The following is a 26,250-nucleotide window of genomic DNA, read 5'->3' on the forward strand; positions in this document are numbered from 1 at the left end:
CAATTACATTCTTTCAGCAGCTTCGATGGTATTGACCAGCAGCATGGTGATGGTCATCGGCCCGACGCCGCCTGGCACCGGGGTGATATAACCCGCTACCTCTTTGGCGTTGGCGAAATCGACATCGCCGCACAACTTGCCGTGATCGTCGCGGTTCATGCCGACGTCGATCACGGCAGCGCCGGGCTTGATCATGTCAGCGGTGACGATATTGCGTTTGCCGGTAGCCACCACCAGGATGTCAGCCATGCGCGTGTGCAGGCCAAGGTCACGGGTCTTGGAATTACAGATGGTGACAGTGGCGCCGGCTTGCAAGAGCAGCATGGCTTGCGGTTTGCCGACGATATTCGAGGCGCCGACGATCACCGCATGGGCGCCGCGCACAGGGAAATTCACCGATTCCAGCATCTTCATCACGCCGTAAGGCGTGCATGGGCGGAACAGCGGCTGGCCGGTCATCAACAGGCCGGCGTTGCTGATGTGGAAACCGTCGACATCCTTTTCCGGCGCGATGGCTTCGATCACTTTGTGGGCGTCGATGTGGGCCGGCAACGGCAGTTGCACCAGGATGCCATTGATCTTCGGATCCTGATTCAAGGCGTCGATACGGGCCAGCAGAGCCGCTTCGGTGAGATCGGCGTCATATTTTTCGAACACCGAATGCAAACCGTTGTCTTCGCAAGCCTTGACCTTGTTGCGCACATACACTTGCGAAGCCGGGCTGTCGCCGACCAGGATCACCGCCAAACCAGGCTGCTTGCCCTGCGCGGTCAGCACGGCCGCGCGGCTGGCGACGTCGGCGCGTAGTTGTTTTGAAAGGAGATTTCCGTCGATCAGTTGGGCTGGCATAGTGGTGGCATTGAAAAATTAAAAGCAAAGCAGGATTATAAGGGTTGAGCACCCATAAGTTTGCGTCGGCGGCGAGTTCCTTGCGGATTCTTGTAAATTTATCGATGCTTGTCTATTTGATAAAGTATCGTGTCATCCAGCGTGATTTTCGCTAGCCGATTGCACTCCAGGCGACATCCAACGCGTTCTTTCATTTTCGGCTATTCTCGCCTTCTACGACATCTGCATGTCACTACTTGCGACGGTTATAAGGCAGTGAACAAAGCAAAAAACGCCCCAAGAGCCTGAGATGACAAATTTAAAAAAGGATGCTGAATTGACTGATCAATACACTCGCCGGCTGGCGCTGCTAGGGCAAGAGCAGCATCGCGGCTTGCTAGGCCAGGGCTTGCGCGGCATCGAGAGAGAAACCTTGCGGGTCGACGGCAATGGCCGGCTGGCCCTGACGCCGCATCCGCCGGCGCTGGGTTCGGCGTTGACGAACCCGCAGATCACCACCGATTATTCTGAATCGCTACTGGAATTCATCACTCCCGCCGAGCATGACATCGGCACCGCGCTGACCGAGCTGGATGCGATTCACCGTTTCGTGTATTCGAAGCTGGGGGATGAATTGCTGTGGAGCGAATCGATGCCGGCCCATCTGCCGGCCGAAGAACAGATTCCTATCGCCTGGTACGGCACTTCGCACATGGGCATGCTGAAACATGTCTACCGGCGCGGCCTGGCGCTGCGCTACGGCAAACGCATGCAATGCATCGCCGGCATCCATTACAACTATTCGCTGGCTGAAGCTGTGTGGCCGGTGTTGCAGGCAGCCGAGGGCGACGGCGGCACGGCGATGCATTTTCAATCGGAAAGCTACATCGCGCTGGTGCGCAATTTCCGCCGTTACAGCTGGCTGCTGATGTATCTGTTCGGCGCTTCGCCGGCCTTGTCGACCTGTTTTCTCGACGGCCGCCAGCATCGCCTCGAACAACTAGACAAAGACACGCTGTACCTGCCATACGCCACCAGCTTGCGCATGAGCGATCTCGGTTACACCAGCGAAGCCCAGGCCCGCCTGACGCCGCAATTCAATAGCCTAGACAGCTACATCAAGAGCCTGGCGCGGGCGGTCAGCCAGCCTTATCCGCCGTATGCCGAAATCGGCACCCATCGCAACGGCGAGTGGGTGCAAATCAATACCAATATCCTGCAGATCGAGAACGAGTACTACTCGACGATCCGGCCGAAACGCGTGATCAATTCCGGCGAGCGGCCGGTGCAGGCGCTGTCCGCGCGCGGCGTGCAATACATTGAAGTGCGCTGCATGGACATCGATCCGTTCGAACCGATGGGCATCAATCTGGAAACTTCGCGCTTCCTCGATGCTTTCCTGCTGTTCTGCGCAATGGACGACAGCCCGTTGACCAGCGATGAAGAAAGCCTGGAAAACGTCGAGAACTTTTCCCGCACGGTCAAAGAAGGGCGGCGTCCTGGTTTGCAATTGCGGCGTGACGGCAACCCGGTGTCCTTGCAAACCTGGGGCCAGGAATTGCTGCAACGGATCGCGCCGGCGGCGGCTTTGCTCGACGCTCAGCGCAGCGACGGCGTGCATGCCGCATCACTGGCGCAGCAGGGTTTGAAGCTGGAGTCGGTCGAGCTGACGCCGTCGGCCAAGGTGCTGGCTATCTTGCAGCAGAATCAGGAATCGTTTGCCAGCTTTGCGCTGCGCCAAAGCAAAGCCCATGCAGCGTATTTCCTGGCGCATCCGCCCAGCCCTGAAGAGCGCAAATATTTCGAAACTATGGCCGCCACCTCGCTGTCCGAGCAGGAGAGCCTGGAACGCAGCCAGACCGGGGATTTCGATACCTTTGTCGCGGCTTATCGTGCTAGCACCTTGGGCAATATGAGCGTTTGAGTTACAAAATAAGTTAGAAAACAAGCTAGAAAACAAGTCAGAAAATCGCCGGCGATCGGCCATAGCAAATGGCAATCCCGGCGATAGATTTAAATGCAAATTAAATTGCTTGCAATTTAATTTCTAGCGATATATTATTCAAGCCATGGAAACCAGCAAACAACCAAGCGCAAACATCCCGTCCGAACTATTCGGGCCGGACAGTCTGCTGCTGGACAATCAGCTGTGTTTTGCGCTGTATTCGGCGTCGCTGACCATGACCAAGATATACAAGCCGCTGTTGCAGAAAATGGGCCTGACCTATCCGCAGTATCTGGTGCTGCTGACCCTGTGGGAGCGCGATGAAGTTACCGTATCGGCCCTGGGTGAGCGCCTGTATCTGGATTCCGGCACGCTGACGCCGCTGCTGAAGCGCCTGGAAAACAGCGGTTTCCTGCGCCGCCAACGTGCTCCTCACGATGAACGCCAGGTGATCGTCAGCTTGACCGCAGCGGGTAGAAACCTGCGGCAACAAGCGCAGTCGATACCGCAGCAGGTGAGCTGCAGCGCCGAATGTTCGCTCGATGAGTTGAAAGCGCTGACCCAGGAACTGCGGCGGCTGCGTGCCGCGATGGCTGGCAATATCGCTTAAAGATGGGGGCGCAGTTTTTGCATGAACTATAAATTGTGAGCAATATAATTGTGTAGTTTTGTTTTGTCGGGTTTCAAGTAAGCATTATTACGTTTCATTCTTACGCTTCATTCTTACGTTTCATTCTTGCGTCATCTTAATGTTGTAATTTCTAATCCGGATCGTCAGTACGGCCGACTGTATTGATCCAAAGGATTTTCCAAACGGCTAATAAAGGAAACCATCATGTCAGTTGAAAATATCTTGTATACCGCGCAAGCCACCGCAACCGGAGGCCGCGATGGCCGTGCTGTTTCGTCCGACAATGTGCTGGATGTCAAATTGACGACACCAAAAGAACTGGGCGGCGCTGGCGGCGTTGGCACTAATCCTGAACAATTGTTTGCAGCCGGCTATTCCGCATGCTTCATCGGCGCGATGAAATTCGTTGCCATGCAAGAAAAAATCACCCTGCCAGCCGACGTTGCGATTACCGGCCTGGTCGGCATCGGCGTGATTCCTGGCGGCTTTGGCATCGCAGTAGAGCTGCAGATTTCCCTGCCAGGCATGGACGCTGGTGCAGCCGAGGCGTTGGTTGATAAGGCGCACAAGGTTTGCCCTTATTCCAATGCTACCCGCGGCAATGTCGACGTCACCCTGACCTTGGTGTAATTCGGCGGTAGTGACAAAGGCGGATCGCATGCAGCGTCCGCCCAGCCTGGCTTGCCAGGCTTTTTTTTTGCCGAACGCATTTAGCTGACTCCTTTAGCTGACTTATTTAGCTGAGCCTGAAAACAGAGGCCGTCTGCGCCAGTTGCGCCGCCTGGTCTTGTAAGCTTTGGGCGGCCGCCGCAGCTTGTTCCACCAGCGCTGCATTTTGCTGGGTGATATCGTCGATATGTCCCATGGCCCGGTTGATCTCTTCGATGCCGCTGCTTTGCTCGGTGGTTGCCGCCGTGATTTCGTGCATGATGTCGGCCACCCGCTTGACCGCGGCGACTATGCTTTGCATGATCTGGCCGGCCGCATCGACCAGCTTGCCGCCAGCGTCCACCTGTTCCACCGAGGCGCCGATCAAGCCCTTGATTTCCTTGGCCGCCGCCGCCGAGCGCTGCGCCAGATTGCGCACTTCCGCAGCCACCACGGCAAAACCGCGGCCCTGCTCGCCGGCCCGGGCTGCTTCGACCGCCGCGTTCAACGCCAGGATATTGGTCTGGAAGGCGATGCCGTCAATCACGCCGATGATGTCGTGGATCTTGCGCGAACTATCCTTGATGGCAGTCATGGTAAGCACCACCTGCTCAACCGCCTGACCGCCCTCAAGCGCCTGTCCCGATGCGGTGATGACCAGCTGGTTGGCGTGCTGGGCGCTGTCGGCGCTTTGCTTTACCGCCGCCGTAAGTTGTTCCAGCGAGCTGCTGGTCTGTTCCAGCGAACCTGCCTGCGATTCGGTACGGGCCGACAGGTTGGCATTGCCCTCGGCGATCTCTTGCGAGGCGCGCGCCATCTCGCCAGTGCCTTGCCGCACATTGCCGATGACACCGGCCAGGCCCTGGCTGATGCCATTGATGGCTTGCTCCAGCTGGCCGATTTCATCGCCGCGCCGGCTGCTCAAGGCGGCAGTCAGATCGCCCGCCGCCAGTTGTTGCGCAGCCTGTTTCACTCTTTCCAGCGGCTGGCTGATGTTGCTGCGGATCAGCCAATACAGCGCCGCCACCATGATCAGCACCGCGATCAAGCCGAACAGGGCGTTGCGGTTACGTAGCGTGGTGATCTCCTGCGTCAGTTCGGTCGCGTCCTGGTTGCCGACAAGCAGCCAGTTCCAGTTTTTGTACAGCGCGAAAGCGGCAATTTTTTCCGCGCCTTTGGCCGCGCCTTCCGGCAAGGCATAGCGCATGCTGCCTTCCTTGCGCTCCAGGATTTCCTTGATGAATTCACGGCCGCCGGCATCCTTCAGCCCCAGCACATTTTTGTCTTCGTCGAGCGGCGCTACCAGCAGCTTGCCCAGATCTTTGCCAGCGCTGGCGTTGAGCACATAGAAATAACCGGTGTCGCCCAGCTTGACCGAACGGATGCGCGCTTTCAGCGTTTCAATGTCGCTGCCGATATCGACCCCGACAAACAGCGCGCCGACGATCTTTCCGGCTTCATCCTTGACCGGGTTGTAGGCCGTCATGTATTCCTTGCCGAACAGGGTGGCGCGGCCGATATACGATAAACCGCTTTGCAGACGGGCATAACCCGGATGGCCATGATCGAGCACGGTGCCGATGGCGCGCTCGCCATTTTCCTTCTTGAGCGAAGTCGAAATCCGGATGAAATCGTCGCCGCTCTTGATGAATACTGTGGCTACCGCCCGGCTGGCCGAGGTAAAGCTGTCGGCGATGGAAAAATTCAAATTGATGACGTCATTGCCGTTCTTCAGCTGCGGCGTAGGTTTGCCGGCGACATCAACGGTCTTGCTGCCATCGATAGAAAATTTCCCGGGGAAGTAACTCGCCAGCAACAGCCCGAAACGATCGGCTTCGCTTTTATGGCTGGCGTCGAATGTATCCAGCATCTGGATCATGGTATTGGTGCGGCCGGCAATATCGCGCGCCCCGCGCTGTTCCAGCAACTGCGAAGTAGACGCGGCGCTGGCCCAGCCATAGGCCAGGAAAATCAAGGCGACCAGAACAAAGGTAAACAAGCTGAGCTTGACGCCCAGATTGAGATTGTTGAAGAATTTATTGTTCATTGACTATCCTTTTCTTGTTAGATGGAGCGTCGGCTATGCCGCCACCCCGGTTAACGCCGCCCGCCGCCCTATCAGGTCCCAGGCTCGCTTATGGCCCGGCAACCGGCGCGCAGCATCCTGCCGGATTCCTGGCAATCAAAATAAATAACGACAACTACTGCGGAAGTTGAAGGGTAGTCGCGCTTTTTGCGAGCCTTAAGAAACGCCGCAGGCTGCCGTTAACACGATCAGGTAAGTGAATATGGCGCCTGAATTCTGGCTTGCCGCCAACGACCCCGATGCCTTTGCGTGTAACCGAAACCCATCCGAGAAAAAATCATGACCTGGTTCTATAACTTGAAAATCGCGACCAAACTGCTGCTGTCGTTCGCCTTGATACTGATACTGACAGTGGCGCTGGGCGTGACCGCGATCACGCAACTGGGGCAAGTCAATGCCACTACCGTCGACATCAATACCAACTGGATGCCGACCGTGCGGGTACTGTTGACCTTGAAGAACAACCTGGCGCTGCTGCGCAATATCGAAATGCAACACGTCATGTCGAACGATGCAGCGGATATGGACAAGAGCGCTCAGTTCATCGGTGATATCAGGGGCGATCTGCAAAAGAACATGAGTGAATACGCGCCTATGGTCACGGAGCAGGAACGCGCTTTGTACGATAAGTTGAAAGACAAGGTCCCAGCGTATGTGGAGATGGATAAGAAAATCGTTGAAATCTCGCGCGCATTCAGAAAAGACGATGCGATAAAGGAAATTCGCGGTGACTCCCTGGCCGCCATCATCGAGCTCGATAAGGAGGTCGAGCAGCTGGTAAAAATCAATATCGACGGCAGCGCCGACGCCGCCAAGAAGGGCGAAGCCATCTACGACAAAGCCCGGACCTGGATGGTCGGCCTGATGATCGTCATGCTGGTGCTCGGCTTTTCCCTGGCGCTCTGGATTGCCCGTGCGGTAGCCCAGCCCCTGGGGTTTGCGGTGGAAGTGGCGCGCCGTGTCGCCGCTGGCGACCTGACCGCCGATATCGTAGTCAAGTCCAGGGATGAGACCGGGCAGTTGATGCAAGCGTTGAAAGACATGAATGACAGCTTGCAAAAAATAGTCGGCGAAGTGCGCAGCGGCACCGATACGATTGCAACCGCATCCAACCAGATCGCCGCCGGCAATCTGAACTTGTCGCAACGCACTGAAGAACAAGCCAGCTCGCTGGAAGAGACCGCGGCCTCGATGGAGCAGTTGACGTCGACCGTCAAGCAGAACGCCGACAACGCCAGCCAGGCCAACCAACTGGCGGTATCCGCCTCGGAAGTGGCAATCCACGGCGGCACCGTGGTGACCCAGGTAGTCAGCACCATGGGCGCCATCAATACTTCTTCGAAAAAGATCGTCGACATCATCGGCGTGATTGATGGTATCGCTTTCCAGACCAATATCCTGGCCCTGAACGCTGCAGTCGAGGCGGCGCGGGCCGGCGAGCAAGGCCGTGGTTTTGCGGTAGTGGCCGCCGAAGTACGCAATCTGGCGCAACGTTCCGCCGCCGCCGCCAAGGAAATCAAATCCCTGATCGACGATTCGGTAGAAAAGGTCGGTCTTGGATCACGCCTGGTCGACCAGGCCGGCAGCACCATGGAGGAAATTGTCGCCAGTGTCCGCCGCGTGACTGACATCATGGGCGAGATCACCGCCGCCAGCCAGGAACAAACCTCGGGTATCGAACAGATCAACCAAGCCATCAGCCAGATGGATCAGGTGACCCAGCAAAACGCCGCCTTGGTGGAAGAAGCCGCAGCGGCTGCCGCCAGCTTGCAAGACCAGGCAGGCGCCCTGGAGCAAGTGGTCGGCGCCTTCAAGCTGGAGCGCAGCCACATGGCAGCGCAGGCCAAGCGGATGATAGATATCACACCGCAGACGCAGATGCTGCGCAGCGCTGCGTAAGGGCGAACCGGGTAATGAAAAGCGGCAGGCGGCCATGGCCGGAGCAAGAGGTGATTTAGGCTGCTGTTCGCGGCATCGGTCTGTCGCCGCCGTACTTATATTGCAATACGGGCAGTTGCCAATGAAAACGACGCACGGGGCTGCCAACCATCGCTTTCCCGGACTGCGATCAGGATCTGAAGTGAGGCGAAAATGAATAGCATGAGTTTAAAGAAAAAGCTGTTGGCAGTGCTGGCGTTCATGTGGATAGGCATGCTGGTGCTGGGCGGCTGGTCGGCCTGGAACACGCGCGATACGATGCTGCTGGAACGCCAGAACGGTCTGAAAAACCTGGTGGAAACGGCGGAAGGCATCGTCAAAAGCTACGCCGCCGAGGTTGCTGCCGGCAAGCTTGAAAAGGATGCTGCGCAGGCGGAGGCATTGCAACGCCTCATGGCCATGCGTTACGACAAATCCAACTATGTGTTCGTGGTCGATTCGCGTCCCGTGGTGCTGGCTCATCCAACTTTGCCAGACCTGGTCGGCACCAATGTCGCTGAGCGCAAAGACAGCAACGGCAAATTATTTTTCAGAGAGATGGTGAGTCTGAGCAAGGAAAAAGGCCAGGGTTTTGTCGGATACATGGCGCAGGTCGCGGGTGGAGCATATGGACCGAAGGTCAGCTACGCCAAGTATTTTCAGCCTTGGGACTGGCATCTGGTATCCGGCGTCATGCTGGACGATGTCGATGCCGAGTTCTATGCAAATCTACGCCGCGACCTGATCATCCTGTTTGCCATCGGCGCCTGTGTCACGGCTCTGATGCTGCTGGTAATCCGCAGCGTCACCAACAGCCTCGGCGGCGAGCCGCAATATGCGACCGAGATTGCCAGCAAGATTGCCGATGGCGATCTGGATTTGCAGGTCGAAGTGGCTGACAAAAACCAGCCAAGCCTGTTGAACGCCATGCGCCAGATGCAGGAACGCCTGGCGGCGACGGTCAGGGAAATCAGAGATGGCAGCAGCGCCATTACCGGCGCCACCCGTGAAATCGCTGCCGGCAATGCAGACCTGTCGGCACGCACCGAACAGCAAGCAGCTTCACTGGAAGAAACCGCCGCCAGCATGGAGCAGCTGACCGCAACCGTAAAACAGAACGCCGATAATGCGCGCCAGGCCGGCCAGCTGGCGCAGACCGCATCCGATATCGCCGCCAGAGGCGGGGCGGTGGTAGGGCAGGTGGTCGACACCATGCAGGGCATCACCACCAGCTCCAGAAAGATCGCCGACATCATCGGCGTCATCGACGGCATTGCGTTCCAGACTAATATCCTGGCCCTGAATGCAGCAGTGGAAGCAGCGCGTGCCGGTGAACAAGGGCGCGGTTTCGCCGTGGTCGCCGGCGAAGTCCGCACGCTGGCGCAGCGCAGCGCCCAAGCTGCCAAGGAAATCAAAGAACTGATCGATGACTCGGTCAGCCGGGTCGATTCCGGCTCGCAACTGGTCGACCGCGCCGGCGAAACCATGGGCGAGGTGGTGCAGGCAGTCAAGCGCGTCACCGACATCATGGGTGAAATATCGGAAGCGTCTGCCGAGCAAAGCAGCGGCATCGAACAGATTAACCAGGCGGTGATCCAGATGGATCACGCGACCCAGCAGAATGCAGCACTGGTAGAGCAGGCCGCGGCCGCCGCCGGCTCGCTGGAAGATCAGGCGCAACGTTTGCATCAGGCGGTATCAGTATTCCGTTTGCAGGAAAGCCATGCCCAGGAAACTCAGGCAGCACAGGTAGCACCGTCGGCTGTGCGGCGTGCAGTCGTGCAGCAGGCCGCTGGCGCCGCATCGGGGAAAAAGATCTTGCAAAAAACCGTCAGGAGCAGCACCCCGGACGCTAGCAAACGGGCGGCGTCCAGTCATTCCAAGCCGCATCTTAAGTTGACGCCAAACAGGTTGAAGCCGGTTCCAGCGCGGGCTAAGGCCGCAGCCGACGACGACTGGCAAACATTTTGATGGCCGCGATAACTCCGACATGCGCATCATCTGCCGTTCAAGACAGGGCCTACTGAATGACGATTAAATCAACTGCCCGTCCGGTTGCCGCTTCAGCGCGTGATTTCCTGCTGACTGACAGCGATTTTTCCCGGGTCCGCGCACTAATCCACCAGCGCGCCGGCATCGCACTAGGCGAGCAAAAGCGCGAGATGGTTTACAGCCGCCTGTCGCGCCGCCTGCGCGAACTCGGCATGAGCGACTTTACTTCATATTTGAACCTGTTGGAGACTGAAAAAGACAGCGCCGAATGGCAGGCTTTCACCAATGCCTTGACCACTAATCTGACGGCGTTTTTCCGCGAAGCGCACCACTTCCCGCTGCTGGCCGAGCATGTAAAAAATTGCACGGCGCCGGTCAATGTCTGGTGTTCGGCCGCCTCCACCGGCGAAGAACCCTACTCGATCGCGATGACCTTGATCGAAACGCTGGGCAGCCGCGCCGCCACGGCTAGCGTACTCGCCACCGACATCGACACCCAGGTGCTGGAAAAAGCCGCAAGCGGCGTCTACACCATGGAACAAGTCAGCAAACTGCCGGTGGAACGTCTCAAGCGCTTCTTCCTGAAAGGCAGCGGCGCCCGCGCCGGACAGGTGCGGATACGGCCGGAAGTGCAGGCCATGGTGAAATTCGCCCAGCTCAATCTGTTGGATACGCAATGGGGCTTGAAAGAACAGTTTGATGCGATCTTTTGCCGCAACGTCATGATTTATTTTGACAAGCCGACCCAGAACAAAATCCTGCAACGCTTTGCGCCTTTGATGAAACCGCATGGTTGGCTGTTTGCCGGGCATTCCGAGAATTTCTCCTATGCCAGCCAACCGTTCCGGCTACGCGGCCAGACCGTGTATGAACTCGATGCCAAGCAAACTTCCGGGCCAGCCAAAGGCGGTACATGATTTCTGCAGCGGAAGAGTCGGTGGCGACTCATCATTATTTTGACCGCGAGTTCGATAGCGCTGCGGTCAAGCTGTTGCCGAACGAATATTACGTGACGCCGGACGACATGGTCTTGAGCACCGTACTCGGTTCCTGCGTAGCCGCTTGCGTACGCGACAGCACTGCCGGCGTCGGCGGCATGAATCATTTCATGCTGCCGGATGACGGTGGCGCGGGCGGCAGCAGCGGCAGCGGCAGCGGTAGCACCGGCGGCTCTGCCTCCATGCGCTACGGCGCCTATGCGATGGAGATGTTGCTGAACGAGTTGCTGAAGGCTGGCGCGCGCCGCGAACGGCTGGAAGCCAAGGTATTCGGCGGCGGTGCGGTGCTGGCCAATATGACGATGCTGAACATCGGCGATCGCAACGCCGACTTTGTACTGCGCTATTTGCAGATGGAACAAGTGCGGGTGACGGCGCAGGATTTACGTGGCAGCCTGCCGCGCCGGATCAGCTATTTTCCCAGGAGCGGAAAAGTCATGGTACGCAAGCTGCACCGCATCAACGAAGCGGTGCAGGTGCAGCGCGACGAACAGCAACTGGTGCAGACGCTGGCGCAACAGCCGGTACGCAGCAAGGTGGAATTATTCAATACGGCGATCCCTAAGAAGGTCGCACAACAAGGCAGAGGCAGCGCGTGAGCGATAAAAAAATCAAAGTACTGTGTGTAGACGATTCAGCGCTGATACGCAGCTTGATGACCGAAATCATCAATAGCCAGCCGGACATGACGGTGGTGGCGACCGCGCCCGATCCATTGGTGGCGCGGGATCTGATCAAACAACTCAATCCGGATGTGTTGACGCTGGACGTCGAAATGCCACGCATGGACGGTCTCGATTTTCTGGAAAAACTGATGCGGCTGCGGCCGATGCCGGTGCTGATGGTATCGTCGCTGACCGAACGCGGCTCAGAAATCACGCTGCGCGCGCTGGAGCTGGGAGCGGTCGACTTCGTCACCAAGCCGCGCCTCGGCATCCGCGAAGGCTTGCTCGAATATACCGATCTGATTGCCGACAAGATCCGCGCCGCCGCCCGTGCGCGCCTGAAGGTGGCGCGCCAGCCTGGCGCTGATGCGGCAGCAGGAGCGGCGGCGAGCCAGGCGCCAATGCTGCGCAGTCCCTTGCTGAGTACCGAGAAACTGATCATCATCGGCGCCTCCACCGGCGGCACCGAAGCGATCAAGGAAGTATTGCAACCGCTGCCGCCGGATTGTCCCGGCATCATGATCGCGCAGCATATGCCGCCCGGTTTTACCCGCTCCTTTGCGCAACGCCTGGACGGTTTGTGCCGCATCACAGTCAAGGAAGCCGAGCATGGCGACCGGGTGTTGCCGGGTCACGCCTACATCGCGCCTGGCGGCTTCCATCTGTCATTGGCGCGCAGCGGCGCCAACTACGTTGCGCAGCTGGATCAGGAAGAGCCGGTCAATCGCCATCGGCCATCGATCGATGTGTTATTCGACTCGGTCGCCAAACACGCCGGCAAGAACGCCATCGGCGTGATCCTGACCGGCATGGGACGAGACGGTGCGGCAGGTTTGTTACGCATGCGCCAGGCCGGCGCTTACACCCTGGCGCAAGACGAAGCCAGTTGCGTAGTGTTCGGCATGCCGCGTGAAGCGATTGCCATGGGCGCGGCCAACGAGATAGCCGGCATCGATGAAATGAGCCAGCGTTTGATGGCGCGTCTGATGTCGTATGGCGAACGTTCGAACCGGGTATGACGGCTGACGGTATGAAGTAAATCAGGCCTAAGTATTTTTGCCATTTGTGACGTTATACGGAAACCAGGTCAGGAATTGTGCAAGTTTTCGAATTTCAGGTACTGGCAAGTCCTATTTATAGTGTGGAGTAATCATGGTTGATAAAAGCATCAAAATTCTGGTGGTGGACGATTTTCCTACCATGCGGCGGATTGTGAGAAATCTGTTGAAAGAGCTGGATTTCGTCAATGTCGACGAAGCCGAAGACGGCGCAGCAGGACTGGCCAAGCTCAAGGACGGCAATTTCGGTTTTGTCGTATCGGACTGGAACATGCCGAATATGGATGGCCTGACCATGTTGCAATCGATACGCGCCGATCCCGTCCTGACCAAGCTGCCGGTGCTGATGGTGACCGCCGAAGCCAAGAAAGAAAACATCATCGCCGCCGCCCAGGCTGGCGCCAACGGTTACGTGGTCAAGCCCTTCACCGCGGCGACGCTGGAGGAAAAGATCACCAAGATATTCGAGAAAATTGCGAAAGAGAGTGCCTGATATGAGCGCGCACGCCCTACAGATGCCAGCCGCCGGCGATTCCGCCGAGCAGTTGGTCAATCGCATCGGACACTTGACGCGCCTGCTGCGCGAAAGCATGCGCGAGCTGGGCCTGGACCAGGAGATCGCCAAGGCCGCACAAGCCATCCCAGACGCCCGCGACCGTTTGAACTACGTAGCAGCGATGACCGAGCGCGCGGCCGAACGCGCCCTGAACGCAATCGACGTCGCCCAGCCGATCCAGGAAAAACTCAGCAAGCAAGCCAAGACGCTGAACCAACGCTGGGACGAATGGTTCGTCAGCCCGGTAGAACTAGACGACGCCCGCGTGCTGGTGCTAGACACCCGCAACTATCTGAAAGACGTCCCGAAGCAAGCCTCAGCCATCAATGAGCAACTGATAGAAATCATGATGGCGCAAGATTTCCAAGACCTGACCGGCCAAGTCATCAAAAAGATGATGGAAGTCGTACACGAGATGGAAAAGCAGCTACTGCAAGTACTGATCGACAACACCCCGGTAGAAAAGCGCCAAGAAAGCAACAGCCTGCTGAACGGCCCGCAAATGCGCGCCGACGAAAACCCCGACGCTGTTTCGGATCAGGAGCAGGTTGATGATTTGTTGTCTAGCCTCGGCTTCTGATCAGTAACAAGGCTGTTGTAGTTGCCGTTGAAGTGAATTCCGCATTGAGTCATCTGGGGTCAGAGTCAACTTTCGCAGTGCTTCATCGCGAAACTTGACTCTGACCCCACATGACGGATTCGGAGAGAGACAGAGCGCACCAGGTGGTCTTGTACTTCTTCAGCGATAAGGCAGCTACTCCGTGGCCCGCTAAGTGGGGTCAGAGTGAAGTTTCTGCAAAAAGCGCGCAGAAAGTTCACTCTGACCCCAGTTAGCTACGGCGCCGCCAAACCGCCCATTTCACATCGATTGCCCAAGCAACGCCCCGATCCGCGCGTTGTTTGCCCGATTGCATAACCCCCCTTGCATCAATAATCCCTACTGATAGGGCGCTACTCGTCCCTTCTGGTACGGAGCATGCATGGCAGAAGAAAGCGATCTCGAAAAGACGGAACCCGGTTCTCCCCGGCGCATAGAAAAGGCGCGCGAAGAAGGCCAGGTTGCGCGCTCGCGCGAACTAAGCACCTTCGTCATGCTAACCACCGGCATAGTCGGCCTATGGATGACAGCCGTGCCAATGGCCGAACACATCGGCCACGCGCTAAGGCAAGCCATGCAATTCAAGCGCGCCGCCGGCTTCGACACCTCCTACATGCTGACCCAGTCCGCCGCCGCCGCCCAAGAAGCGCTGCAAGCCCTGCTACCGCTGCTAGGCATGCTAGCGCTGGCAGCGTTAGCCGCGCCCGTGATGCTAGGCGGCTGGCTATTTTCACCCCAATCGCTAGCGCCAAAATTTTCAAAACTGAACCCCGTGGCCGGCATCGCCCGCATCTTCTCCAGCCAATCACTGGCGGAACTATTCAAGGCATGCACCAAATCGGTACTGGTAGGCGGCATCGCCTATTGGGTCATGTCGCGCAACCTCGACACGCTGCTCGGCCTGCAAAGCGAACCGCTCCACGGCGCCTTGGCGCACACGGTGCGGCTGGTAGCCAACTGCTGCAGCCTGATCATCGGCTCGCTGCTGCTGGTGGCCGCCATCGACGTGCCATATCAATTGTGGAGTTACTACCGCAAGCTGCGCATGACGCGTGAAGAGCTGAAGCAGGAACACAAGGAAAGCGAAGGCGATCCGCATATCAAAGGGTTGATCCGTCGCCAGCAGCAACAGATGGCGCGCCGCCGCATGATGGCCGACGTCGCCAGCGCCGACGTCGTCGTCACCAATCCGACCCACTTCGCGGTAGCCCTCAAATACAGCGACAAGGAAATGCGCGCCCCCCGGGTGGTAGCCAAAGGCACCGACCTGGTCGCGCTGCGGATTCGCGCCATCGGCGCCGAGCACAAGATTCCCATGCTGGAAGCGCCGCCCCTGACCCGCGCCCTATATCGCCATACCAACCTCGGCGAAGAAATTCCAGCCGCCCTGTATACAGCGGTGGCTGAAGTACTGGCCTGGGTCTATCAACTGCAGCGCTGGCGCAGCGAGGGCGGCATTGCACCACGCACACCGGCTGATCTGCCGGTTCCGGATTCACTCGATATTTCACCCGACACCATAGGAAGCCCGGCATGAAGCCAGCAGGTCCAGCGTTCTCATTCAGTTCCTTGCCGCGCTTAGGGGCCGCTTTCATGGCCGGCAACAGCGTCAAAGGCATGGCCGGCCCGATACTGATCATCATGATTCTAGGCATGATGATCTTGCCCTTGCCGCCATTCCTGCTCGACCTGCTGTTCACCTTCAATATCGCGCTCTCGGTGATGGTGCTGCTGGTCAGCATGTACACCATGAAGGCGCTGGATTTTGCCGCCTTCCCGGCAGTCTTGCTGTTTTCGACCTTGCTGCGCTTGTCGCTCAACGTTGCCTCCACCCGCGTGGTGCTGCTGGAAGGCCACACCGGCCCGGATGCGGCGGGCAAGGTGATCGAAGCCTTCGGCCACTTTCTGGTGGGCGGCAATTTCGCCGTAGGTATCGTCGTGTTTGTGATTCTGGTGGTGATCAACTTCATGGTCATCACCAAGGGCGCCGGACGGATCGCCGAAGTCGGCGCTCGCTTCACCCTGGATGCGATGCCCGGCAAGCAGATGGCAATCGACGCTGATTTGAACGCCGGCCTGATCGGCGAAGACGTAGCCCGCAAACGCCGCGCCGAAGTAGCGCAGGAAGCGGATTTCTACGGTTCCATGGACGGCGCCAGCAAGTTTGTGCGCGGCGATGCGGTGGCCGGTTTGCTGATCATGGTGATCAATGTGGTCGGCGGCCTGATCGTCGGCGTGGCGCAGCACGGCCTGGATATTTCAGTGGCCGCCAAGAATTACACCCTGCTGACCATCGGCGACGGCCTGGTGGCGCAAATCCCGGCACTGGTGATTTCCACCGCCGCCGGCGTCATCGTCTCGCGCGTGACTACTGATGAAGACGTCGGCCAGCAGTTGATGGGGCAGCTGTTTTCCAATCCGCAGGTGCTGTTCCTGACCGCCGGCATCATCGGCCTGATGGGGCTGGTGCCAGGCATGCCGCATGTGGCGTTCCTGATTATTTCCGGCGGCCTGGTTTATCTTGGACGGCGCCTGCTGCAGAAAACCGCCGCGGCTGAATACGCGGCCAAAGCGCCGCCGCCGTCAAGCGCATCCGCCGAGCCGGCCGACGCCAGCTGGGATGACGTGGCGCTGGTCGATCCGCTCGGGCTGGAAGTCGGCTACCGGCTGATTTCATTAGTCGATCGCAGCCAGAACGGCGAGCTGCTGGGCCGCATCAAAAGCATCCGCAAGAAATTTGCGCAAGACATCGGTTTCCTGGTGCCGGTAGTGCATATCCGCGACAACCTCGAACTCAAGCCGAACGCCTACGTGATTACCCTCAAGGGCGTGGAGATCGCCAATGGCGAAGCCTGGCCAGGCCAATGGATGGCGATCAATCCGGGCCAGGTCAGTTCCACCTTGCCAGGCACGCAGACGATCGATCCAGCCTTTGGCTTGCCGGCAGTCTGGATCGATAGCCATATGCGGGAACAGGCGCAGATCTACGGTTATACCGTGGTTGACGCCAGCACCGTGATCGCCACCCATCTCAACCATCTGATCCATGCCCATTCGGCGGAACTGCTGGGACGCCAGGAAGTGCAGCAACTGTTGGATAGAGTCGCCAAGGATGCACCGAAGCTGATCGAGGATCTGGTGCCCAAGCTGCTGTCGCTGACCACCTTGCAGAAGGTATTGCAAAACCTGTTGGATGAAAGTGTCTCGATCCGCGACATGCGCAGCATCCTGGATGTGCTGCTGGAGCACGGCGCTAGCGTCAGCGATGCGACCGAGCTGACCTCGCTGGTGCGGCTGGCGTTGGGCCGGGCTATCACACAGCAGCTATTCCCGGGCAATGGCGAGTTGCAGGTGATCGGTCTCGACGGCTCCCTAGATCGGGTCCTGCTGCAAGCGCTGAGCAACGGCAGCGGACTGGAGCCAGGCCTGGCCGATAGCTTGCTGACGCAGACCCAGGCCGCGATTGCGCGCCAGGAGCAGTTCGGTTTGTCGCCGGTGCTGGTAGTGCAACATCCTCTGCGCGTCTTGCTGGCGCGCTTCCTGCGCCGCAGCTTGCCGCAGCTCAAAGTGCTGTCGCACGCGGAAATTCCTGACACCCGCACCATCAAAGTAACCGCCACCATCGGAGGCAAGGCTTGAGCATGAATAACAATAACGTCAGTAACGCTAGCAACGTCACCATCGTCGCCCCATCCAGCCGCGAAGCGTTGCGCCTGGTGCGCGAACAACTGGGGCCGGATGCGATCATCGTTTCCAACCGCGCCACCGCAAGCGGCGTCGAGATTGTCGCCATGCTGGAAGCCGAGGCGTATCAGCCTGCGCCAATGACAACAGTAGCTGTCGTTGCTGCCCCGGTGGCGATTGCAGCACCGGTGGCGATAGCTGCAGTGGCGCCAGCAGCGGCACAGTTAGCCCCAAGCACAGCCGCCCCAATGTACAAGGAAAGCACCGATAGCGTTATCAGCGAGATTCATTCGATGCGCGGCATGATCGAGGAACAGCTGGCCGGCCTGGTATGGAACGACAAGCAGCGCCGCGATCCGGTGCGCGGCCATTTGCTGCGCACATTATTAGGCGCAGGCTTCAGCGCCAGCCTGGCGAAAGCGATGCTGGATCATCTGCCGACCGGCCTGAATTTCGCCTCTGGCATGGCCTGGGTCAAGGCCGAGCTGGCGCGCAATCTGCCCCTGATGGAAAACGAAGATGCGCTGATGGATGGCGGCGGCGTCTACGCCTTGATGGGGCCGACCGGCGTCGGCAAAACCACTACCACTGCCAAACTGGCGGCGCGCTGCGTCATGCGCTTCGGCGCCGACAAACTGGCGCTACTGACCACCGACAGCTACCGGATCGGCGCGTTCGAGCAGTTGCGCATCTACGGCAAGATTTTGGGCGTGTCGGTGCATGCAGTCAAAGACGCCGCCGATTTACGCTTGGTGCTGGACGATCTGCGCGACAAACACATGGTATTGATCGATACCGTCGGCAAGAGCCAGCGCGATCGCAGCGTTTCGGATCAGGTCGCGATGTTGTGCGGCGCCGGCCGTCCGGTCAAACGCCTGCTGCTGCTGAACGCCGCCAGCCACGGCGATACCTTGAATGAAGTAGTGCACGCCTATAAAGACAGCGCCGGCGGCAACCAGCTGGCCGGCTGCATCTTTACCAAGACCGACGAAGCCACCCATCCCGGCGCCTTGCTAGATACCGTGATCCGCCACCGGCTGCCGGTGCACTACGTCTCCTGCGGCCAGAAAGTGCCCGAAAACCTGATGATTGCCGAGCGCTCGCAACTGGTCGATAGCGTGTTCCAGAGCGCCAGCCGCAGCGCCTTGTTCGTGCCGGGCGAAGCCGATCTGGGCGAGTTGCCGGCGGCATTGAGTAACGACGCCGAGCTGGCTGCCGCAGCCGCCACCACCGAACGTCTGCGCAGCCAATGCCAGCAATTGATCCGGGTATTGGCGCATGACGCCGAAGAATTGGCCAGCAACGCCAGCGCGCTGGTGAACGGCCAGATCGGTTTCGATGGCAGCAGCGCGCTATGGCATGAGCTGGACAACGACAGCATCAGCAGCAAGGCGGTGGGCAACAAGCTGCTGACACTCGCGAACGCAGAAATAGAAACTGCTTGCGCCAGCCACGTGCTGGCCATCAGCGGCAAGACGGAATTGCTCGCCAGCCGCAGCGGCGACGCCTACGTCTTACAATCCAGTTTGTTACTGTCAGACCGCAACGGCATGCCGCTGGCGGCGCCGCACCAATTGCTGTCCACTACGCCCGCCGTTAAGTCCGCCGTTAAGTCGAACACTGGCGCACCAACCCCGGCGTTGCGCCAACTGGCATGGATGCAGCAACAGAATTTCGGCAAGCCCGTGGTCCATCTGCTGGACAGGATGCCGGAGCCAGGCTTGATCCAAGCCTGGCAAGCCGATGGCCTGCTATGGCTGGCGCGCGCACGCGGCACGACTGGTGTGATTGATACGACAAATGGCGGCGCGCGCAGCACGCTAGCGAAACTGACGGCGCAACTGGTGTTCGACGCGCCCCAGCATATCGTCTACAAAGGCAAGCAGGCACAGCAAACGCTGGCCGAGACAGCAATCACCCTGCGCAGCGACAAGCAGCCTGGCACATGTCCGCCCAAGCTGCGTTGCGTGGCCACCCGCATCGTCGATCAAGCCAGCGGCAAGCTGCTCGCCAGCTGGTATTTGCTGAGTAATCTGGCGCCGTCGGTAACCGCCGCGCAACTTGCTGCATGGTCTTGCTGGAAGCAAACCGCCGATCCCTATTACAAGCTGCTCAAGCAAGCCATCCAGCAACTCGACGCCTGCACCGAACCGGGTGACAGCCAGATGCAAAAGCGCTTGCTGATCGCCGCCCAGGCCAGCACCACGGTCTGGCGGCTGGCGCATCAGCAGGATGCATGGGCCAGCGCGGCAAGAGCCTTGCTGGCGCAGCTGGCAGGACATCGGATTCGTTCCAACTCCGTCACGGTCACCTCTGCCGCCGCCTTGTTTGAAGGCTTCGGCAAGCTGATCGCGCTGTTGGATGCACTGGCGCTGGATGCAGAGAACGCGCCTCAGGGTACGAACACGGCAGCCAACACGGCAGCGTTGCCAGGGTGAGGAGACGGATTTGAACAAGGTGGTCAGCGATCAGGCAGACGGTTTGCGCTGCCTGATGGCGCAGCATTCCGGCGTGCACGCGGCACATGTCATCGCACTGGTTGGCAGCAGCCCCAGGATCGGCGTCACCAGCGTGGCGCTGAACCTGGCTGCGGCGCTGGTGCAGCAAGGAAAAGAGGTGTTGCTGCTGGACGAACAGAGCGGGGCGCAGTCGGCCACAGCGATGTGGACTAAAGCTGCGGCTGGCAGCTGGTCCGAGGTTGCAGTTGGCGGCTTGCCATTGTCAGTAGCCGCAACGCGTCTGGCCTGCGGTGCGCTGCTGCTGCCGGTGCGGTCCAGGTGCAAGGGTGATCCGGCAGCCATGGCGGTCGAGCTGCGCAGCGTGTTTCAAGGGCAGGTGATCTTGATCGACGCCAGCCTCGATCAAGGCGGTGCATTGTCGCCGCTGGCGGCGCAAGCCGACGATGTGGTGGTGGTGTTGCGGCCGCAGGCAGCGTCGATTACCGCGGCCTACACCTGCATCAAGCAACTGCACTACGCCCACGCCATGCAACGGCTGCGCATCATGGTCAATCTGGCGGCCGGTTTGCCGGAAGCGCAGCGTGTGCTGAGCAACCTGGCCGCCACCGGCAGCCGCTATCTGGGGCTAGCGCTGGAGTCCGCCGGTTGTGTCGCCGAAGATCCGTATCTGGTGCGTGCCCAAGGTCTCAAATTGAGTGCGGTTGAAGCGTTCCAGGCCAGCGCGGCGGCCCTCGATTTTCGTCGCATCGCGGCCCAGCTGCTGCAATGGCCGCGCCGCATCGGCGTCAGCGCAAGTGCGCAGCGGCACTGATTAAAGCAAGAATAGGAATCCATCATGTATACAGCTCAGGGAAAAATCGACAAATCCGACACGCTGGCCAAATATGCGCCGCTGGTGCGGCGCCTGGCTTTGCAGCTGATCGCCAAATTGCCGGCCAGCGTAGAACTGGACGACATGATCCAGGCCGGCATGCTGGGCTTGCTAGACGCCGCCAACCGTTATCAAGACGATCAGGGCGCGCAATTCGAAACCTACGCCAGCCAGCGGATTCGCGGTGCGATGCTGGATGAGTTGCGCGCCAACGACTGGTTGTCGCGCGGCTTGCGGCAATCCTCGCGCAAGGTTGACGCGGCAGTGCAGGCGCTGGAGCAAAAGCTGGCGCGGCCGCCGAGCGAGCGAGAAATCGCCCAGGCCATGCAGCTATCGCTGGAAGACTATCAGCATCTGCTGCAGGAAATCCACGGCTCTCAGCTGGTGTATTACGAAGACTGCGAAGGCGGCAGCAATGAAAATTCCTTTCTCGACCGCCAGAACGGCGACGGCGGCCATAACCACGGCGCCGCCAACGATCCGCTGCAACGCATGCTGGACAGCGGCATGCGCCATATGCTGGTAGAAGCGATCGCCCGCATGCCGGAGCGCGACCGCCTGCTGCTCAGCCTGTACTACGAACAAGAAATGAATTTGCGCGAAATCGGCGCCGTGCTGGAAGTCAGTCAATCGCGTGTCTGCCAGTTGCACAGCCAGGCCATCAGCCGCTTGCGGGTGCGCTTGAGCGAAGCCAGCTGGACCGAGGCGGCTTGAGATGAAACTGTTTACCTGCCGCGGATTCAGGCTGCGCTGCGCCAGCGCTGCCGGCCTGTTGGCAACATCGGTGATGTTGGCGGCGTTGCCGGTGACAGTGGCGCATGCCGGCGATCGACCGGCGGCCGCCATCAGCTTGAGTAGCTATTTCGGACAGAATGGCAATGCAGGGAATGCGCCGGCCGGCCCCGGTGCAATACAACTCAACAGCAACGCCACCGCAAACAGGCCTGGCCGCGTCACCGGTTCCTGGAGCGCTACAACTTCCGCACCGGCTATGTTCCATCGCGGCGTCAACTATCAATCGGCTCCAATCGCCCCGGTCGGCAGCAGTATCAACGCCAGCTCGAAAACCCGCCGGGTCAGCTGGCAATACAGTTTCCTGACAGCGCCGCCGTCTGGCGTGCATGCCTACTTGTGCAACTACGCCAGATGTGTCGGCCTAAGCGACGCTAGCGGCAGCACCAGCGCGTTTGACGGCGATAACGGATGGTCGAATTTTGTGTTTGCCTTTGTGATCGATGGGCGCGGTGCGTTGACGCCTGCGCTGCAGGGAGGGGGCAGCCAGGTGATTGTGAATTACGAATAATGCGTATAGACCGTGATTTTATTTGACAAGATATGTCGGGACGTGACGGTCGAAGTTTGACTCAAATTGGATTCCTTGAGTGTCTGCAATGCAGTGTGGATTCAACCGGTGGCATCGACAACGCGACCGGCGCGAACCGGCTCGACAGAGTACCCAATATACGCCAATGGATGCCGCCGCCTTAGCTGTAGTCACAGATCGGTGATTAGCCGAACGTCTGGTTTGGAATATTCGCACATCTAAATTTCTTTTTATGCCATATGGAAATATTGCTGAAAACGCATTAATATTGCGTACTTTCAATTCAATGCACTATGGCCTTTATAAATGAAAATTTGCGAGTAGATGCCCAACCTATGGCCTCACTGCCGCAGAAGTCAATCTTAGGAAATTATTATGGTTACTTGGGTACTCGCGGAGAAATCTACAGCCGAACAAATTCACTTGCTGCGGCTTGCTCAATTCGAAACAAAATTTTCATTTGAGAGGAACCATGAGCGATTGCATATTCTATGGTCATTCCGCAGCGGCTCAGATAATGCGCCTTCGGATGCGGATGTGCTCGAAATGGAGGCATTTGAGCATTTGCTGTGCGATCCACTTGAGGCGCTGAATGTCGGGCAATTGGTGGCCGTGTTTACCGAACCTGGCTACCGTGAATATGTGTTTCATACAAACAGCACTAAAGCATTCATGAAGACCTTAAATAGTCTTCCTGATCAAGCACATCAATTTCCTATCGAAATACATTGTGAGAGCGACGCCAACGGTGAGTTCTATAGCTCCTACGCAAATAGTGTACTCGGTGCTTCCTAAGTTTTTCACCTTCAACCTGTTGCAGCCGGCTCAAGACGGCCAGGAGCCGTCAATGCAGTGGCAGTCCAATTTGTTATACCGATAGCAAGGTTTTCGTATGATTTTTCCCGGACATCGGATCGTTTACCTTGATTTTAAATTTCTTTGATAGCAATTTTCCTTGGAATTGATTAATCAATATGGGGAGTCAAATGCGTATTGGCTGCAATAAATGGGAGTCCAAAATTCGGCTTCTGACCTTACTTTTCATTGCTACCGCTACCGTCTGGGGGCATGCGGCAGCAGCGAGCTTTGATTGCCTCAAGGCTAAATCCGAAGTGGAAAAGGCTGTCTGCGCGAACAAGGAACTTTCGGCATTGGATGGCAATTTGGCTGTCGCGTACCGCGATTTACTGGTGAACGATCGAGATGCGACCACGCGCCGGGAGGAGCAACGCGAGTGGCTCCAAAATCTCACGGCCAACTGCCAACCTCAGGATAAGTTTGATGCCTGCCTTGTCGATCAATACAAAAAGCGCATGAGCCTGCTCAAGGCGCTCAAAGCGCTACAAGATCCAGGCAAGATATCGGACACTATCGGTTCCCGGTATTCGTTGGCAGATATCTCCAGGAAATACGATTTCGTCGTACACCTTCTGGAACGGTGTGAACCGGCTAAAGACGAAGAGGAAGGTTCTTGCGAAGGGCCAGGCATTGTGACCGTCTTTCCAAAGGGGGACAAGACGCCGCTTCAAGTCATTCCGATGGACAATGTCTTCGTCAGCTTTACAAAAAGCGGCAAACCGCTCGCCAACTCCGCCTCACTCTATGACTACCAGGGCGTAATCAATGTGGGCGACTTCAATTTCGATGGTGAAGAAGACTTTGCCATTCAAAATGGAAATCACGGATCGTACGGAGGGCCAAGCTATGACGTGTATCTGAAGGACCAGAAGAGAAGAACGTTTGTCTACAACGCAAATCTTAGCGAGCTAATAGATGGCAGCCTGGGATTTTTCCAAGTTGACGAGGCACGCAAGCGTTTGACTACCTTTGCGAAAAGTGGATGTTGTTACCATGAGACCACAGCTTACGCAGTCAAGGACAACATGCCTGTTCCCGTGACACGGGTTGTCGACGATGCGAGGGGTGACGAAGGAACTGAATCTGAAGAACGCTGGGAACGCGGTAAATGGAAGGTCGTAAAAACGCAAACTTATCGCCCTGACGGTTATTGCGAAGAGACCTTGGCCGCCGCTGCCGATGCGCTCGGCCACGGAGGATCAAGTGCGTCGAGGACATGTAAACCCCTACCGAACGATAAGCAAGTCGGTGTCGTTGCGCTGGTGTATCCAAGCGATGGCAAGGATTGGAATAAGGATGACCGAGGACTTGATGTAGCCCTAGCCGGTCTCAATGGCGGTAGCGTCCTGGCGAAATATTCCAAAAAAGATGAGTTCAAATTTGGACGTGTCGACCTCTTGAATATCGATACGGCGCGATACCGACTCGCCGCCGATGTCCGGGCATTTGGCGTCAGAACATCATTCTTTGTCGTCAAAAATAATTTAAGGTGGGAACTGCTGAATCTATATCACCGTAAAGGGGATCATCTCATCCCGGTGCTTCACCAACTGACGACATATCAAAGGGCAAATGGTCAAGAGACTATCCGAACTCTGGAGATGGCAAAGACGGAAAGCAATGGTTTTGCGGATATTCTCGTCCACGAAATTACTCGCCAAATTGCAATTCGGGGGCAAGAAAATTCAATCTCGAAGCAATCGCAATCGGTGGTCAATAAGGATTACCTGCTTCACTACAACGGGAATGGGTACGTATTGCAGCCTGAATTGATATCCCATCCTTAGGATTTTGACTGACACCTTGTGTCGCAAGAAGACGGGAAGGAGCGCTAGCAAAATATGAAATGCCGCACAAATCAATATTTGCTGAAAAATTGCAATTGAACGGCAGCTTTCGGAAACTGGCTCCGACCGCTCAGGGTCGAAATTAAGCTGTCGCGACCGGCTCAAAACGGCCACAAACGGTCATTGAGTTTGTTTCCCCAAAGTGGTCAGTCAAAGTCTGTGGCCCTGCTTATCGAGAGTGCTATGCGGAGGTAGCGGACATGAATGAATGTGTTATTGAAAGCCCCTGTGTAAGCGCTCGGCCAAGTCATCTTGAATCCCCTGCATGGCATAGTCGAGGATCGTGTTCATTGTGCGGTGACACCTTAAACCCACAGAGAAGTCTGAACATCCTAATTTGTATAGGCTATGTTTAGTTTGTCGGATATATTTCGCATATGAAAATTAAGTCACGTTAGGCGCCAAATAAATGCGTCGGACGCACTAGACTTACCGTTTTTTGACCTTCCTCATTTCTTTATGTGCCATCTCCGCTCATTCCTTTTGCTGCTGTCTTTCGCGCTACTCACCGGCTGTGGCACCCTGGTAGAGCCGAGCGCTCTACGAAAGCCGAACCTGCAGCAGACTCTCTTCCTGCCAGCGGACGTTCTCTACACCTTTCAAGGCGATAAGCCGGTGGATCAACGCTACTACACGGGCCTTCTCTCAGGCCAATTCGTGGCTGAGTTCGAAGACAACGAGGGCATTTATTTCCGTGGTCCAGGTCGCTGTGTAGTTTGGGCGGATGTTCCTGAGAAGCAGCAGCGGCTCGTGGCAGAAGGAGGACTCTGGGTCGCTAAGAGTAATACCACTCCAAAGTTCAGGATTTATCGCTATCTGGCCACGGAAGGCACGCAAACAAGAAGCGGCGTGCCGGGAGCGCCAACCAGTGCCACCTCGGTTGATGTTGCTGCGTCTGCACCAACCAACGGCGGGGGTGCGACCACAATATATGTTCCGATCAATGCGACTCCTGTTCAATCGGGACTTGGTGGGGGGATAGCGGCGGGAATCATTGCTCTCACAGCACATATAGACGACGGAAAAATCGCATTCCAACGCCAGGATCCTCCAAGTGGTACGTTCGATGGTCGAATTGTTCGGCCATAGAGGGTCACGCTAAGATGGGCCTCGGTCAGCGTTCCCTTACTAAATTCAGCGAGCATCGTCTCAGCGCGAGATTGCGCCAGACCTGGACGAACGACAAGTACTAGGTCGGGCAACTGACGCAAATATAGGTGGAAGTCGCCCGATTTCTTGGACGTTGCCGTGAATGGTATTGAATGCTAAAGCCAGCTTTCGGCCA

General features: G+C 57.7%; 20 protein-coding genes. 18 read left to right on the top strand and 2 right to left on the bottom strand.

All coding sequences use genetic code 11. The features are described 5' to 3' along the window. Window positions 1–3 precede the first annotated feature (3 nt). The gene (gene folD, locus VNZ60_RS04890) at window positions 4–849 is read right to left on the bottom strand and encodes a bifunctional methylenetetrahydrofolate dehydrogenase/methenyltetrahydrofolate cyclohydrolase FolD (protein WP_325657298.1); all 846 of its coding nucleotides are present in this window, start codon (window positions 847–849) and stop codon (window positions 4–6) included. A gap of 316 nt (window positions 850–1,165) precedes the next feature. On the opposite strand from folD, the gene gshA reads away from it, so the two are divergent. The 3 genes from gshA (at window position 1,166) to VNZ60_RS04905 (ending at window position 4,034) form a co-directional block, all read left to right on the top strand. Then, a complete protein-coding gene (gshA, locus tag VNZ60_RS04895) occupies window positions 1,166–2,752 on the top strand; it encodes a glutamate--cysteine ligase (RefSeq protein WP_325657319.1) in 1,587 nt (528 codons plus the stop codon). A gap of 145 nt (window positions 2,753–2,897) precedes the next feature. After that, window positions 2,898–3,383, top strand: coding sequence for a MarR family winged helix-turn-helix transcriptional regulator (locus VNZ60_RS04900; protein ID WP_325657299.1), 486 nt, complete (start codon window positions 2,898–2,900; stop codon window positions 3,381–3,383). 225 nt (window positions 3,384–3,608) lie between these two features. Continuing rightward, on the top strand, window positions 3,609–4,034 hold the full coding sequence (locus VNZ60_RS04905; protein WP_325657300.1) for an organic hydroperoxide resistance protein: 426 nt from the start codon (window positions 3,609–3,611) through the stop codon (window positions 4,032–4,034). A 106-nt stretch (window positions 4,035–4,140) separates the two neighbouring features. Here the strand turns inward: VNZ60_RS04905 and VNZ60_RS04910 are convergent, their stop codons facing one another. Then, window positions 4,141–6,099, bottom strand: coding sequence for a methyl-accepting chemotaxis protein (locus tag VNZ60_RS04910; RefSeq protein WP_325657301.1), 1,959 nt, complete (start codon window positions 6,097–6,099; stop codon window positions 4,141–4,143). 318 nt (window positions 6,100–6,417) lie between these two features. Between VNZ60_RS04910 and VNZ60_RS04915 the strand changes: the two genes are divergently transcribed. From VNZ60_RS04915 to VNZ60_RS04985, 15 genes are all read left to right on the top strand, one after another. Further along, a complete protein-coding gene (locus VNZ60_RS04915; protein WP_325657302.1) occupies window positions 6,418–8,037 on the top strand; it encodes a methyl-accepting chemotaxis protein in 1,620 nt (539 codons plus the stop codon). A gap of 192 nt (window positions 8,038–8,229) precedes the next feature. Beyond that, window positions 8,230–10,026, top strand: a complete 1,797-nt coding sequence (locus VNZ60_RS04920) for a methyl-accepting chemotaxis protein (RefSeq protein ID WP_414648777.1) — start codon at window positions 8,230–8,232, stop codon at window positions 10,024–10,026. Window positions 10,027–10,082: 56 nt separating this feature from the next. Further along, the gene (locus tag VNZ60_RS04925) at window positions 10,083–10,964 is read left to right on the top strand and encodes a CheR family methyltransferase (protein WP_325657304.1); all 882 of its coding nucleotides are present in this window, start codon (window positions 10,083–10,085) and stop codon (window positions 10,962–10,964) included. Further along, window positions 10,961–11,644, top strand: coding sequence for a chemoreceptor glutamine deamidase CheD (cheD, locus tag VNZ60_RS04930; RefSeq protein WP_325657305.1), 684 nt, complete (start codon window positions 10,961–10,963; stop codon window positions 11,642–11,644). The genes VNZ60_RS04925 and cheD overlap by 4 nt, the downstream gene beginning before the upstream one ends. After that, a complete protein-coding gene (locus VNZ60_RS04935; RefSeq protein WP_325657306.1) occupies window positions 11,641–12,729 on the top strand; it encodes a protein-glutamate methylesterase/protein-glutamine glutaminase in 1,089 nt (362 codons plus the stop codon). The genes cheD and VNZ60_RS04935 overlap by 4 nt, the downstream gene beginning before the upstream one ends. A 133-nt stretch (window positions 12,730–12,862) precedes the next feature. Then, window positions 12,863–13,261 carry a chemotaxis response regulator CheY gene (gene cheY / locus VNZ60_RS04940; RefSeq protein WP_325657307.1) on the top strand — a complete coding sequence of 133 codons (399 nt, stop codon included), beginning with the start codon at window positions 12,863–12,865 and terminating at the stop codon, window positions 13,259–13,261. A gap of 1 nt (window position 13,262) precedes the next feature. Then, window positions 13,263–13,904, top strand: coding sequence for a protein phosphatase CheZ (cheZ, locus tag VNZ60_RS04945; RefSeq protein WP_325657308.1), 642 nt, complete (start codon window positions 13,263–13,265; stop codon window positions 13,902–13,904). Between the two features lie 400 nt (window positions 13,905–14,304). Further along, window positions 14,305–15,459, top strand: coding sequence for a flagellar biosynthesis protein FlhB (flhB, locus tag VNZ60_RS04950; RefSeq protein ID WP_325657309.1), 1,155 nt, complete (start codon window positions 14,305–14,307; stop codon window positions 15,457–15,459). Window positions 15,460–15,515: 56 nt separating this feature from the next. Continuing rightward, on the top strand, window positions 15,516–17,561 hold the full coding sequence (flhA, locus tag VNZ60_RS04955) for a flagellar biosynthesis protein FlhA (RefSeq protein WP_325657320.1): 2,046 nt from the start codon (window positions 15,516–15,518) through the stop codon (window positions 17,559–17,561). Window positions 17,562–17,563: 2 nt separating this feature from the next. Further along, on the top strand, window positions 17,564–20,044 hold the full coding sequence (gene flhF, locus VNZ60_RS04960; RefSeq protein WP_325657310.1) for a flagellar biosynthesis GTPase FlhF: 2,481 nt from the start codon (window positions 17,564–17,566) through the stop codon (window positions 20,042–20,044). 10 nt (window positions 20,045–20,054) lie between these two features. Next, window positions 20,055–20,876 (top strand): hypothetical protein, encoded by an 822-nt coding sequence (locus tag VNZ60_RS04965; RefSeq protein ID WP_325657311.1) that lies wholly within the window; start codon window positions 20,055–20,057, stop codon window positions 20,874–20,876. 24 nt (window positions 20,877–20,900) lie between these two features. After that, complete coding sequence (locus VNZ60_RS04970; RefSeq protein ID WP_325657312.1) at window positions 20,901–21,650, top strand: RNA polymerase sigma factor FliA; 750 nt, start codon at window positions 20,901–20,903, stop codon at window positions 21,648–21,650. A gap of 1 nt (window position 21,651) precedes the next feature. Then, entirely contained in the window at window positions 21,652–22,239 is a 588-nt protein-coding gene (locus VNZ60_RS04975) for a flagellar protein FlhE (protein WP_325657313.1), read from the top strand. A 396-nt stretch (window positions 22,240–22,635) separates the two neighbouring features. Next, a complete protein-coding gene (locus VNZ60_RS04980; RefSeq protein WP_325657314.1) occupies window positions 22,636–23,055 on the top strand; it encodes a DUF695 domain-containing protein in 420 nt (139 codons plus the stop codon). A gap of 191 nt (window positions 23,056–23,246) precedes the next feature. Then, window positions 23,247–24,905, top strand: coding sequence for a lysozyme inhibitor LprI family protein (locus VNZ60_RS04985; protein ID WP_325657315.1), 1,659 nt, complete (start codon window positions 23,247–23,249; stop codon window positions 24,903–24,905). The last annotated feature ends 1,345 nt before the right edge of the window (window positions 24,906–26,250 follow it).

Origin of the sequence: Collimonas sp., from assembly GCF_035566375.1 — a bacterium.
Lineage (GTDB): Bacteria > Pseudomonadota > Gammaproteobacteria > Burkholderiales > Burkholderiaceae_D > Collimonas.